12 protein-coding genes and 1 other annotated feature are annotated in these 13,411 nt (G+C 42.7%); of the genes, 11 read left to right on the top strand and 1 reads right to left on the bottom strand.

The features are described 5' to 3' along the window. The 9 genes from E7204_RS05325 to E7204_RS05285 form a co-directional block, all read left to right on the top strand. A partial coding sequence (locus tag E7204_RS05325; protein WP_295182472.1) for an ATP synthase F0 subunit B occupies window positions 1-404 on the top strand: 404 nt, incomplete at its 5' end. 5 nt (window positions 405-409) lie between these two features. Continuing rightward, complete coding sequence (atpH, locus tag E7204_RS05320; protein ID WP_295182470.1) at window positions 410-976, top strand: ATP synthase F1 subunit delta; 567 nt, start codon at window positions 410-412, stop codon at window positions 974-976. 2 nt (window positions 977-978) lie between these two features. Next, the gene (atpA, locus tag E7204_RS05315) at window positions 979-2,517 is read left to right on the top strand and encodes a F0F1 ATP synthase subunit alpha (protein WP_021841618.1); all 1,539 of its coding nucleotides are present in this window, start codon (window positions 979-981) and stop codon (window positions 2,515-2,517) included. Between the two features lie 3 nt (window positions 2,518-2,520). Next, window positions 2,521-3,387, top strand: a complete 867-nt coding sequence (gene atpG / locus E7204_RS05310) for an ATP synthase F1 subunit gamma (RefSeq protein ID WP_021841617.1) — start codon at window positions 2,521-2,523, stop codon at window positions 3,385-3,387. A 31-nt stretch (window positions 3,388-3,418) separates the two neighbouring features. Continuing rightward, window positions 3,419-4,843 carry a F0F1 ATP synthase subunit beta gene (gene atpD, locus E7204_RS05305; protein WP_295182466.1) on the top strand — a complete coding sequence of 475 codons (1,425 nt, stop codon included), beginning with the start codon at window positions 3,419-3,421 and terminating at the stop codon, window positions 4,841-4,843. A 3-nt stretch (window positions 4,844-4,846) separates the two neighbouring features. Then, entirely contained in the window at window positions 4,847-5,260 is a 414-nt protein-coding gene (gene atpC, locus E7204_RS05300) for an ATP synthase F1 subunit epsilon (protein WP_295182463.1), read from the top strand. 523 nt (window positions 5,261-5,783) lie between these two features. Beyond that, window positions 5,784-6,035 (top strand) — a binding site (T-box leader). A gap of 372 nt (window positions 6,036-6,407) precedes the next feature. Further along, complete coding sequence (metA, locus tag E7204_RS05295; protein ID WP_295182460.1) at window positions 6,408-7,367, top strand: homoserine O-succinyltransferase; 960 nt, start codon at window positions 6,408-6,410, stop codon at window positions 7,365-7,367. A 138-nt stretch (window positions 7,368-7,505) separates the two neighbouring features. Further along, entirely contained in the window at window positions 7,506-8,777 is a 1,272-nt protein-coding gene (locus E7204_RS05290) for an O-acetylhomoserine aminocarboxypropyltransferase/cysteine synthase family protein (protein ID WP_295182457.1), read from the top strand. Window positions 8,778-9,061: 284 nt separating this feature from the next. Beyond that, window positions 9,062-9,460, top strand: coding sequence for a MerR family transcriptional regulator (locus tag E7204_RS05285; protein ID WP_295182455.1), 399 nt, complete (start codon window positions 9,062-9,064; stop codon window positions 9,458-9,460). A 680-nt stretch (window positions 9,461-10,140) separates the two neighbouring features. On the opposite strand, the gene E7204_RS05280 is transcribed toward E7204_RS05285, so the two are convergent. Then, a complete protein-coding gene (locus E7204_RS05280) occupies window positions 10,141-10,512 on the bottom strand; it encodes a winged helix-turn-helix transcriptional regulator (RefSeq protein WP_295182452.1) in 372 nt (123 codons plus the stop codon). Between the two features lie 261 nt (window positions 10,513-10,773). On the opposite strand from E7204_RS05280, the gene E7204_RS05275 reads away from it, so the two are divergent. After that, window positions 10,774-11,997, top strand: a complete 1,224-nt coding sequence (locus E7204_RS05275; RefSeq protein WP_295182449.1) for an MFS transporter — start codon at window positions 10,774-10,776, stop codon at window positions 11,995-11,997. Between the two features lie 62 nt (window positions 11,998-12,059). Further along, entirely contained in the window at window positions 12,060-12,575 is a 516-nt protein-coding gene (locus tag E7204_RS05270) for a flavin reductase (RefSeq protein WP_295182446.1), read from the top strand. The last annotated feature ends 836 nt before the right edge of the window (window positions 12,576-13,411 follow it).

Raw genomic sequence — 13,411 nt, 5'->3', positions numbered from 1 at the left:
TAGTCGGTGTGATGGAAGCCCGTCGCAAGAAGATTGAAGGCGATTTGGCGAATGCACAGGCTACTTTGGATTCTGCGAAAGCTACCAAAAAAGAGTATGAAGCACAATTAGCCAATGCTCGTAAAGAAGCTCAAGCGATTGTTGAAAAGGCAGCCCAATTGGCTGAACGGAATACGCAGGCTCAAATTAAGGAATTAAAAGAACAGCTAGTACGTGAAAAAGAAGAAGCTCGTAACGAAATTGCCCGTGAACAAGCAAAAGCTATGGAAAAAATGCGTGAAGATATGATTTCACTTTCTATGGCCATTGCCGGCAAAATTGTTGCTAAGAATATGGATAGTCAAGCCAATGTGGACCTTGTTAAAGAAGCCATTGAAAAGCTTGACAGTAAAGCATTAGGGTGATTGGTATGAGCGTAGACATTGTAACAGATAAATACAGTACCGCTATCTTTGAATTGGCGCAGGAACAGCAAATTCTGGAACAAATGGAAACGGATCTTTCCTACGTAAAAGAAGTTATGGATACGCAGCCTGAATTAGGCACCTTATTGTTGTACCCGGCCCTCGATGCAGAGGCAAAATGCAATGTTTTGGCCAAAATATTCGGTGGAGCCATTAATACGATGGCACTTAACACCTTATTTGTTATGGTCAAACGCGGACGCATACGGTATATTCAGTTTGCCATTGCTGAGTTTATTAACAAAGCACGGGAAGCACGTGGCATTTTCTCCGCCACTGTTACAGTGAGTGAAGCAATGCCGGACGAGATTTATACGCAGTTGGCCGATAAATTAAAAGCGATTACGGGTAAGCAATATATTTTTACAATCAAAGTGGACCCAACCATTCTGGGCGGCTTTATTATCCAAATTGGTGATACGCGTATCGATGCAAGTTTGATGCGTCGTATGGAGGATTTAAAGAAATATTTGCTTAAGTCCGATACAACAGAGATTGGGGTGAATGGTTAAGTATGAAAATGAAGCCTGAAGAAATTACTGCCATAATTAAACAGCAGATTCAGGACTATGATGTGGAACTTAACGTTGATGATGTGGGTACCGTACTCGAAGTAGGTGACGGTATTGCGCATATTTACGGTCTTGAAAAGGCCATGGCAGGTGAATTGTTAGAATTACCTCATGGTGTTTATGGGATGGTACAGAACCTCGAATTAGATAACGTAGGGGCTGTATTGTTAGGTAATGATTTCCTTATTAAAGAAGGGGACCAGGTACGCCGTACAGGTCGTATCATGCAGGTTCCTGTAGGTGAACAACTTATCGGTCGTGTAGTTAATGCCTTGGGCCAGCCGATTGACGGCAAGGGCTCCATTACGGCAGAAGATCATCGACCAATTGAATACCCAGCACCGGGCATTGCGGATCGTAAATCCGTATTTGAACCGTTGCAAACCGGTTTGAAAGCAATCGACGCCATGGTACCTATCGGTCGTGGCCAACGTGAACTTATTATCGGTGACCGCGGTACCGGTAAATCGGCGATTGCCATCGATACAATTTTGAATCAAAAAGGTCAGGATGTAATCTGTATTTATGTGGCTATCGGTCAGAAAGAATCTACCGTAGCTCGTGTAGTACAGAAATTACAGGAAGCCGGCGCTATGGATTACACTATCGTAGTATCGGCCGGTGCTTCCGAAGGCGCTCCTATGCAATATATCGCTCCGTATGCGGGCGTTGCTATGGGGGAACATTTCATGTACCAAGGTAAACATGTACTTTGTGTATATGATGATTTATCCAAACAGGCGGCAGCCTATCGTGCCATGAGTTTGTTACTTCGTCGTCCACCGGGACGTGAAGCATATCCAGGGGACGTATTCTATTTACACTCTCGTTTGTTAGAACGAGCTGCTAAATTATCTGATGAATTGGGTGGCGGTTCCATTACGGCCTTGCCGATTATTGAAACCCAGGCCGGCGACGTTTCGGCTTACATCCCAACGAACGTAATTTCCATTACGGACGGTCAGATTTTCCTTGGCACCGATATGTTCTACTCCGGGATTCGTCCGGCTGTTGACGTAGGTTTGTCCGTATCCCGTGTAGGCGGTAGCGCCCAGATTAAAGCGATGAAACAAGTTGCCGGTAAATTGCGCCTTGACTTGGCGCAGTATCGTGAATTGGCAGCCTTTGCGCAGTTCGGTTCCGACCTTGATAAATCGACCAAAGCACAGCTTGATCGCGGCGAACGTTTGACAGAAATGTTAAAACAGCCTCAGTACTCACCTCTTAAAGTTGAAGAACAGGTAGTTTGTCTATATGCCGGCATTAACGGTTACTTTGCCTCTATTGAAGTAGCCGATGTTCCTGCATTCCAGAATGAATTATTGCGTTATGTTCACAGCAACTACAGTGAAATTTTAACGAATATTCAAACATCCAGAATCTTAGACAAAGATACGGAAGAACTTTTGATAAAAGCGATTAATGAATGCATTGAATCCTTTGGTACTTCCCATCACTTGATTACTTCTGAGGAGGCGTAGGCGATGAGCAGTGCACAGGATTTACGTAAGCGCATTAAAAGTGTTACGAATACGCAGCAGATTACGAAGGCCATGAAAATGGTAGCGTCTGCTCGATTGCGCCGTGCACAGGCCAAAGCAAAATCTACGGAACCATATGCAGAAAAGTTAGGTCAAATCCTCACAAATGTATCTGCTACATTAGAACCTGAGGTGTTGGCGTCCTATCCGTTAACCGCGGTACGCGAGGTTTCGCGAACCTTATATATTCTGATTGGCGCCGACAAAGGCTTAGCTGGTGCTTATACCAGTAATTTGATTAAATATTTTGCACAGGAAACTCGTGAAAAAGCACCTGATACGTATGAGACGATTACGGTTGGTCGCAAGCCGACTGATTACTTGAAGTATCATCAGTATCCGGTGACGAATTCTCATGTAGGTTTTTCCGACAAACCGGAATACAGCCATGCTAAACAAATTGTAGATGAAGCATCTAAGTTGTTTTTAGAAGGCGAAGTTGACGAAGTTATCTTAATTTATACTCATTTTGTAAACTCCTTGACGCAGAACGTGACCAGCGTAAAATTATTACCTGTTGTCACCGAGCCGCATCACGAAGGGGAGCTTAATGAGCTATATATTTATGAACCTTCAGAGAAAACTATTTATGACCAATTGTTGCCTAAATATTTGGAAATTACTGTGTATAACGCTTTATTGCAAGCTTCCGCCAGTGAGCTTGGCGCTCGCATGACGGCTATGACTTCTGCAACAGATAATGCAGGGGATTTAATCAGCTCACTTAATTTGGAATACAATAAATTACGACAAGCCGGCATTACCAATGAAATTTCTGAAATTGTCGGTGGTGCTAATGCCTTGCAATAGGTATAACTACAAAGGAGGAGAGACCTCTTAAATGAGTAATAATATCGGTAAAGTTGTACAGGTTATCGGACCGGTAGTCGACGTTCTCTTTACGGCGGGAGAGCTTCCGGCTATTTACAACGCAATTCATATTAAAAAAACAAGCGAATCCGGCAAAGACGAAGTGATTGTGGTTGAAGTAATGCAACACTTAGGTGATGACACCGTGCGTGCCGTTGCCATGAGTTCTACGGATGGCCTGACTCGCGGTATGGAAGCGGTGGACACAGGTGCCCCTATCTCCGTGCCGGTTGGTGATGGCGTGCTTGGCCGTATCTTTAACGTACTTGGTGAAACGGTTGACCATGATGATACGCCGGTAAAGGCGTCTGAAATGTGGCCGATTCATCGTCCGGCCCCTAAATTTGATGATTTAGCTCCGGAAACCACTATTTTGGAAACAGGCATTAAGGTCGTTGACCTTATTGCGCCGTATGTAAAAGGTGGTAAAATCGGTTTATTCGGCGGTGCCGGTGTAGGTAAAACCGTATTAATCATGGAATTAATACATAATATCGCAACAGAACACGGCGGTTATTCCGTATTCTCCGGCGTAGGGGAACGTACTCGTGAAGGTAATGACCTTTGGAACGAAATGAAGGAATCCGGCGTTATTTCCAAAACAGCTTTGGTGTACGGCCAGATGAACGAACCACCGGGAGCACGTATGCGTGTAGGCTTAACAGGCCTTACCATGGCTGAATATTTCCGTGACGTACAGAAACAGGACGTGCTCTTATTCATCGATAACATTTTCCGTTTCATTCAGGCCGGCTCGGAAGTATCCGCCTTGCTCGGTCGTATGCCGTCGGCCGTAGGTTATCAGCCTACTTTGGCCAATGACGTAGGGGCGCTTCAGGAACGTATTACCTCCACTAAAGAAGGTTCCATCACGTCCGTACAGGCCGTATACGTACCTGCCGATGACTTGACTGACCCGGCTCCGGCTGCCACATTCGCGCATTTGGATGCGACCACCGTATTGTCCCGTTCTATCGCTGAAATCGGGATTTATCCGGCTGTGGATCCGCTCGATTCTACCAGCCGTATCTTGGATCCGTTAGTATTGGGCGAAGAACATTACAAAATTGCCCGCGGCGTACAGGAAGTATTGCAGAAATATAAAGATTTACAAGATATTATCGCAATCCTCGGTATGGAAGAATTATCGGAAGAAGATAAATTGACCGTTGCTCGTGCCCGTAAAATTCAACGTTTCCTCAGCCAGCCATTCTTCGTAGCCGAAGTATTTACCGGTTCACCGGGTAAATATGTACCGCTTAAAGAAACTTTACGGGGCTTCAAAGAAATTTTGGAAGGTAAACATGATGATTTACCGGAAAATGCATTCTACATGGTAGGCACCATTGATGAAGCCATTGCTAAAGGAAAGGAATTGATGGAGAAGGGGGAATAGTTCATGAGTGAAGGCAAGACCATGCATCTCGATGTAATTACCCCTGATAAAAAGGCCTTTTCGGGTGAGGTTAAATTTGTGGTAGTGCGCACTGAATTAGGTGAACTCGGTATTTTACCGCGCCATGCCGATTTAGTGGCAGCTCTTGAAATTGCACCGTTGCGCATCGATTTACCGGACGGTACGCGTAAGTTTATGGCTAATTTCGGTGGTTTTATGGAAATTAAAAATAATGTAATTTCTATCGTAACGCCGAATTGCGAAACGCAGGAAGAAATCGATGAAGACCGTGCAAAACGCGCTAAAGCACGTGCGGAAGAACGTTTGAAATCAAGAAATGCAGACATAGACTTCCATCGCGTTGAGCTTGCTTTGCAACGCTCCTTATTGCGTATCGATGTTAAGCACAAAGTGTAAACTATACCGTAAACTTAACTGTAATGCGTAATGTAAAACTGCGGTGTAAATTTTACAAAGTAAAGCATAATGCGTAAGCAATTGAAAACAAATACAATTTAGGGACTGCTTCGGCAGTCCCTTTTTTGCTGTAGTATAAAGTTTGTATTGCTTAATTATGAATTAAAATAGAGGGTCAAAAAAGAAAATTGGCGGTCCGGGGAGGAAAAATAAGATGAAAAGATACTCCGAAAAGTACTATAGGAGTGTACTGATTTATAGTTGTTAATTTTGGTTTGCTATAGTTTCGGGCTATAGCAACAGCCGGTTGTGATTCTAAACCGATATATTTTTGATTCAGTCATACTGCTGAGTTTTGCCTTAAATTGCACTAAGTATACACTTTGAAATATGACGCAAAACCGGCCACAAAGTGTCCACTGTGAAAAGAATGACGTAAAACTCTTGTTGACAGCTTTTTGAATGATTGGTATAGTTATCACATCGATAACGACAGCAAGTCATCGACAAACAGAAACATACAGAATCGACGATGAAGAGATAAGTAAACGCAGGGCGTTGGCACAGAGAGTCCCGTAAGGTGGAAGGGGATGCAAAAGAATGCGAAGAAAATGGTCTTGGAGTATCCGGGGTGGAATGCGCAAGCTTTAGTCCCGGCGGATGCAACCGTTATAATGCCACGGTATAATCTTACAATTGTAAGACGTACCGGCTGAGGGTGGAGTCGTGAGGCTCTACTAAATCAAGGTGGTAACACGTTATAGACGTCCTTGTTCACAAGAGTGAATGGAGGATGTTTTTTTATACCACGAGCGGTAAAAATAACGGCTCAAATAATGGTTACCTGTTTGTTAAGAGTTTGCAATCGAGATGCTGAAGCGTTATCCACTGTAGCCGTGAGCAGAGGTGAGAGACTGTGATCGGTCGGGGCAGTGAATAAGCCTAAGAGCTTTAAAAATGAGTTTTACCACATTGAGAAAAAGAGAAATTGAGTTTTGAGGAAAAAGAGGTAAGGGATTTTCAAAAGAGAGAACATTGGAACGTAAATATAGTAAAGCAGATGCTTTACGCATGAGAAATAAAGCATAGTGCTTTACACGTAAGATTGAGAAAGCAGAGAGACGAACTTAGGGAGGAGTGATGCGGAATGCCCATAACGGTAGTGAAAGATTTACCGGCCATTAAAAAATTGGCAGAAGAAAACATCTTCGTCATGGACACGGTAAGAGCCGAAACACAAGATATTCGGCCACTACAAATTCTAATCGTTAACTTGATGCCCACTAAAGAAGTGACGGAAACGCAGATTCTAAGAGCATTAAGTAACACGCCGTTGCAACTGGACATTACCTTGCTGCATATGGCAAGCCATAAGGCGGCCCATACATCAGAACATCATTTGAGTTCTTTCTATCGAACCTTCGATGAAATCAAAGAGCGCTACTTTGACGGTATGATTATTACCGGCGCCCCCATTGAGCTGATGCCGTTTGAAGAAGTAAATTACTGGCAAGAGCTCACAGCCATTATGGACTGGAGCGAGGACCATGTATATTCGACACTCTACATCTGCTGGGGTGCTCAAGCGGGACTGTATTATCACTTCGGAATTGACAAAGAACTATTGCCGACGAAGTTATTCGGGGTTTTTGAAAACGAGGTCCTTAACAAAAGACCTATGTTGTTACGCGGTATGGACGAGATTTTCTACATGCCCCATTCAAGGCACACGACGGTACCGGTTGATGAGATTAAAGCGAATCCGGATTTAGAGATTTTAGCAGCCTCTGACAAAGCCGGTGCCGCCATAGTTCGCAGTTTGGACAACAAGCACATCTTCGTGTTTGGCCATTCCGAGTATGATAGGGACACCTTACAGCGGGAATACGAACGGGATAAAAACTTGGGACTCGACATTGATGTTCCTGAAAACTACTATCCCGACGATGACCCGACGAAGGCACCAATCGTGCGTTGGCGGTCAACGGGAACTTTGATTTTTACAAACTGGCTTAACTATTATGTATATCAAGAAACACCGTACATAATTGAGCAGATTCAAAAAATGAAAGAACAACGTAATCAAAATCATACACAAGCTGTTTAAAGTAGTGTAAGGACCAAGCTTAATTGGTCGAAATAAAAATGGTATCGACAGCCCAAGCGGCTGTTATATATAAAACAAAGAGAGAATAAGGGATTGTCGGCGTGAGAAACCGACGGAGAGAAAAGGAGAGATTTTATTATGAGCAAACAGTACAAATTCGAAACAATCCAATTACATGAAGGTCAAGTTATCGACGAAACAGGTGCCCGTGCCGTGCCGATTCACCAAACTACAAGCTATGTATTTAAAGACGCACAGCAGGCCGCTGACCGTTTTGCCCTTCGCGATCCGGGTGCCATTTACTCCCGCCTCGGTACACCTACCAACGACGTTCTTGAAAAACGTATTGCCGCTTTAGAAGGCGGTGCCGGTGCATTATCCGTAGGTTCCGGTTCCGCAGCCATTACTTATGCTATTGAAAACGTAGCCGGTACAGGCGACAACATCATCGCAGCCTCCACTTTGTACGGCGGTACGTATAACTTATTCAGCTCTACCTTGCCACGTTTTGGCATTACTACTAAATTCGTAGATCCTGATGATTTGGACGCTTTTGAAAAAGCCATCGATGACCGCACTAAAGCGATTTATGTGGAAACCATCGGCAATCCGAACATCAACCTTATCGATATTCAAGCTGTGGCGGATGTTGCTCATAAACACGGCATCATCCTTATCGTAGACAATACTTTCGGTACCCCATACCTCATTCGTCCGATTGAGCATGGTGCCGACGTGGTAGTTCATTCCGCCACTAAATTCATTGGTGGTCACGGTACAACCATTGCCGGTGTTATTGTTGAAAGCGGTAAATTCGACTACAAAGCCAGCGGTCGTTACCTTGATTTCGTTGCCGGCGATGTTCATTACAACGGCCTCGTATATGCGGACCTTCCAATTCCATTCACCGTAAAAGTACGTGCTCAGTTGCTTCGTGACACCGGTGCCGCTTTAACGCCACTTGCTGCATGGCTCATTTTACAAGGCGTTGAAACCTTATCCTTACGTGTAGAACGTCATGTTGAAAACACTCGTAAAATTATCGACTTCTTGGTAAATCATCCAAAAGTTGCTTGGGTTAACTATCCGGAATTGAAAGACAGCAAATACAAAGCCTTGGCTGATAAATACTATCCAAAAGGTGTGGGCTCTATCTTCACCTTCGGCATTAAAGGCGGCAAAGATGAAGGCATTAAATTCGTAGATGCTCTTGAAATCTTCTCCAATTTGGCCAACGTAGGTGATGCTAAATCCCTCGTAATCCATCCATCCAGCACAACTCATGCACAGCTTAATGAAGAAGAACAAAAAGCTGCCGGTGTAACTCCGGACATGATTCGTATCTCCGTGGGCATTGAAAACGTGGAGGACTTAATCGATGATTTGGCACAAGCTTTGGAACACGTTTAAGTCGACGAACCCGGCTAAGAATGAATACGCCTTTACTTTGTACTGGTGGTATTAATATTTCATATTGATTACTTACAACTTACCTATTAAATACAAAGGCCCTTGGGGATATTGTCCTCAAGGGCTTTGGTGTATTATGGATTTTTTAAAAATAAATAACTTGACTTGAAGTTAGCTCAAAGGGGTACAATGAGTACAGTAAAGCAGTTGTAAAAATGATGCATTTGGTAAGAGATTAAAATGCAAAGTTACAAGAATAAAAGAATATTAAAGGAGATGATACAATGACAATAAAAGAAGTAGCTGAAAAGTTTGATATTACCACCGATACACTTCGTTATTATGAACGAATCGGCTTAATTCCAAGCGTGCCGCGTACGGCATCAGGCATCCGCGATTTCGACGAAGTAACCATTAAATGGGTTGAATTCGCCCTTTGCTTTAAAAAAGCAGGCGTACCTTTAGAAGGTATTGTAGAATATGTAAAACTCGCCTTGCAAGGCACCGGTACTGAACCGGCTCGTCGCGAAATCCTCGTAGAAACACGGGATAACTTGCTTGAAAAATTAGAAGAAATTCAAAGCTGCTTGGAACTACTGAACCATAAGATTGATGTTGTGTATAAAGACTGCGGATCATATACACAACAATTGGTGGAAGATTGGAAAAAGAGTCAGCAATAAAATATTCTCGTGCAACTCTTCGCTAACATGTTGTAGAAGCATTTAGTAAGAGTGAAGCAAAAAAGACTTTCCCTCGTAGTGCGATCGTTTCACGCTAAAGCACTACTCCGGGGAACCCTTCCTTTTGCTTTGTTTCATAGAGCCAACAGCTTTGCTACAACATTAGCTAATCAGTTACATAGAGAATATTTTGTTTGCTGGGGGGAGAAGAGAAAAAAGATATGCTCTCGCACCGCTGGGCTGACAAGCAGCAAGGCAATACTCCGAGCACATCTTTTTTCTTGGAGGAAATCATCTGACATAGTGCATAAACCTTTACTTTATTATCTTTTCTCTCCCCTCCCACAAGCTTTAAAATATTGATTCGTAACCCGGTGATTGCTATGATGCACTGAACTGAAAAGGTCGGCATACTTATTGTAGAATCTAAGAGGTATAATAAAAATTTAGATTGAATTCGATTATTTTGAGGATAGACGAAACGCATATAAAATAGGTCCTATACCTTCTGCAGTATCCCTTTTGCTACGTGTAGCCAGGGTACAAGGAAGGTATAGGACCTATTACTTATATAGTTAGAAGACTCGAATTCAGTCTAAACTTTTTATCGACTGTGAGTTTAAATAAAGTATGCCGACCTTTTATTAAGTTATAGGCGATTTCGGGCTACGCTCAATATTTTATATGCGTAATCCGTCATCTTCGGGAGCGGTGACTTCTACGGTTTCACCGGCGGCACGACGTGCTTCTATTAATTCGTTGCCCCAGTCTGACATTTCGCCTAAAATGCGGCGAAGGCTTTGACCGCGTTCGCTTAGGCTGTATTCTACGCGCGGTGGTACTTCGTTATATACAGTGCGGGTGATAATGCCCGCATCTTCCAATTCACGAAGTTGGAGGGTGAGCACACGTTGAGATATATTTGGCATTAAACGCTTTAATTCGCCGGTGCGCAAGGTTCCGTTACCTAAATGGCAAAGAATAGATACTTTCCATTTGCCGGTAATAGCTTCTAAGGTAGCTTCAATAGCTAAATGATATAAATTTCGCAAAAAATTTTTTACCTCCAAAATATTGAATATATCTAAATTGTAACATTTTTGTTCCTATAGTACAAAAATGTGCCGTCTTTTCAGTAATGATACAATGCTCTATAATTGCAATTGTTACAAGTTCTGAATACGAATTTGTATGAAAATAAATTAATTTGAGACTACTGTATTGATGTTAAATCTCAAAGTGGTTTTTATGATTAGTAAGAGTTTACTGAAAAATTAGAGTATAAAAAGTGAGGGGAGGATTTTTGAAATTATATGGATAAAACAAAAATGGCGCTTATAGCGCTGGCGATGATGTTTTTTGGTACGGGCATTACGGAATTCATTCCGGTAGGACTCTTACCCATGTTTACACAAGAATTTGGTGTAAGTTTATCTGAAGCGGGCTCAACCGTTTCGCTCTATGCCTTTGGCGTTGCCGTGGGCGGCGTAATTTTAACGTCCTTAACGGCTCAAGCAAATCGTAAACGTCTTTTAGTATTTGCGGTTGCTTTATTTTTAGTCGGCCATGTTTTCGCAGCGATGGCCACATCGTTTACTTGGTTGTTGGTTGGACGAATCATGGCGGCTGCGGCTCATGGCTTGTTTTTTGCCATTGCTTCCTCAGTAGCCGTAAGTTTAGTGGCTCCTAATAAAAGTGCGGGTGCGATTGCCTTTATTTTTAGCGGGTTTACGATTGCAACGGCATTTGCAGTGCCACTCGGAACGTATCTAAGCGAATTTTTAAGCTGGCGCGTATCCTTCTGGGGTGTTGTGGCCGTAGCAGCGCTTACTTTATGGCTCAACTTGCGTTATATTCCTAACAATGCAGGTCATATTACGAGCAAACCTAGTTGGGGCGATCAATGGAAATTAATTACAACTCCGCAGATTATCTTGTCATTGGTGATTACCGTGTTAGGCTATGGCGGCACTTTTGCTACCTTTACGTATTTGTCGCCGATTTTGCAAAATATTACAAAAATCAGTGCATCGGCCGTTAGCGTTGTGCTCATCATGTATGGCATAATGATAGCGATAGGGAATTATTTGGGCGGCCGTTTCGGTAACTCAAATCCTATTAAAGCATTGCTTTATACGTTTATCATACAAGGTTTGATTCTCTTTGCATTCTACTTCACCGCGGATTCCGCAATGGCAGCGATTATTACTGTAGCGGGTATGGGGCTTTTAGCGTTTATGAGTGTGCCAATGTTGCAGGCGAATATTATGTTGTTGGCAAAACGTTTTGTACCGAGTGCTGTTGATCTGGCTTCCTCTTTAAACATTGCCGGCTTTAGCGGCGGAATCATGTTGGGGGCTATTTTGGGCGGCGTAGTTATTGATTTCGCCGGCATTGCCTACACTCCGTTGGCCGCTGCTTTGATGGTAGGTCTCAGCGTAATTTTGACAGTGGTAGCTATTGTTTTACAAAAAGAACCGGCTTCTGAAACGGAATCACAAGCAGAAGCTGAGGGCTTATTAACAAATCTCCGTTAAGGTGATTGGTTTTTAATAATAGTATCTTATTCTGAAAAAAACAGTAGAAAGGATGTTATATCATGAAAGAAATTCAAGTAAAAGATTTGCAGTTAAATCCAATGACACTTATTTCTGACGGTTGGATGTTGATTACGGCCGGCAATGAAAAAGACGGTTTTAACACCATGACTGCCAGCTGGGGGCATTTAGGCGCTATTTGGGGCACCAACAAGGGCTTGCCTACGGCGACGGTGTATATTCGTCCGCAACGCTATACCAAAGAGTTTGTTGATCGTGAAGAGGAATTTACTTTGTCCTTCTTTAGTAACGACTATAAACGTCAATTGGCATATTTGGGTACGCACTCCGGCCGCGATGAAGATAAAGTGGCAAAAATGGGCTTAACACCTGAGTTCGTGGATAATACCACTTACTTCAAAGAAGCCGATTTGGTGTTGGTTTGTCGTAAAATCTATAAAGCACCACTTGTTGAAGAAGGTTTTCTTGATAAAAAATTAATTACCGAAAACTATCCGGAAAAAGACTTCCATACCATGTACATAGGGGAAATTCAAAAAGTGCTGGTGCGCGAATAATAACTCGCCTTTACGCCATTGTATTTTAGAATAGGTTTTAGGGTAATCCGAAGCCTTAACATATATAAGTAAATGCCACATACCTTCCTTGGACCCTGGCTACAGGTAGCAAAAGGGATCCTTCAGAAGGTATGTGGCATTTTTATTACATTATGTGCGAGTAAGTCAAATTCGGATTACCCTAAAACACTACCGGGAAATACCACGGCGACTGAAGGCGAGTTATTATAATACGCGCACCACGCCCTGTTTTGAAAAGGGGAGGAGGGAAAATTAGATTGAATTAAAGCTTATTGTTTATTAACTGAAAAATGACAAAACTATTAGCAAATAATAATAGATAAGCAATCTGATTTGAAACGATACATCCCCACCGGAAAAAAGATTTCCTCGGAGCAGTGCCTTAGGGTGAAACGATCGCAGTGCGAGAGGAAAACTTTTTTCCATCTTCTCCTCTCCATTTGATTACTTAAAGGTTTTGTAGGAGCTCTACATAGGAAGCAGCTATACCTTCGAGGCTCTAAGTCAGCGGAAAAGGTTTTGATGGAATCCGTTAATCGCTATGATACACATAATGTAAATAGTAAGGCCCTATGCCTTTTGGTGTTCAGGTTTTTCAGTGTGGTGTCGTAAATTGAGATGATGCAAACATAATAAAAAAGATGTCCTCGGAGGAGTGCTTTAGCGTGAAACGATTGTAGTGACCCCAAAAAGTTAGACTTTTATTTCCGAGAAGCCTGAATAGGTTTCTCGGAATTTTTTATGCTACTGTATTCTTTAAGCGATACTTTACCGGACTTAGCCAATTCAACTTCTCTTTTATTCGTTTTTCATTG

The organism is Veillonella sp., from assembly GCF_015058545.1.
In the GTDB taxonomy this organism is placed as follows: Bacteria; Bacillota; Negativicutes; order Veillonellales; family Veillonellaceae; genus Veillonella_A.
This window is presented reverse-complemented; position numbering and strand designations above follow the sequence as displayed.

Bases quoted from the DNA above. Each gene is read 5' to 3' on its own strand.
- atpH (WP_295182470.1), top strand. From the start codon at position 410: ATGAGCGTAGACATTGTAACAGATAAATACAGTACCGCTATCTTTGAA.
- E7204_RS05275 (WP_295182449.1), top strand. From the start codon at position 10,774: ATGGATAAAACAAAAATGGCGCTTATAGCGCTGGCGATGATGTTTTTT.
- atpA (WP_021841618.1), top strand. From the start codon at position 979: ATGAAAATGAAGCCTGAAGAAATTACTGCCATAATTAAACAGCAGATT.
- E7204_RS05290 (WP_295182457.1), top strand. From the start codon at position 7,506: ATGAGCAAACAGTACAAATTCGAAACAATCCAATTACATGAAGGTCAA.
- atpC (WP_295182463.1), top strand. From the start codon at position 4,847: ATGAGTGAAGGCAAGACCATGCATCTCGATGTAATTACCCCTGATAAA.
- E7204_RS05285 (WP_295182455.1), top strand. From the start codon at position 9,062: ATGACAATAAAAGAAGTAGCTGAAAAGTTTGATATTACCACCGATACA.
- atpD (WP_295182466.1), top strand. From the start codon at position 3,419: ATGAGTAATAATATCGGTAAAGTTGTACAGGTTATCGGACCGGTAGTC.
- atpG (WP_021841617.1), top strand. From the start codon at position 2,521: ATGAGCAGTGCACAGGATTTACGTAAGCGCATTAAAAGTGTTACGAAT.
- E7204_RS05270 (WP_295182446.1), top strand. From the start codon at position 12,060: ATGAAAGAAATTCAAGTAAAAGATTTGCAGTTAAATCCAATGACACTT.
- metA (WP_295182460.1), top strand. From the start codon at position 6,408: ATGCCCATAACGGTAGTGAAAGATTTACCGGCCATTAAAAAATTGGCA.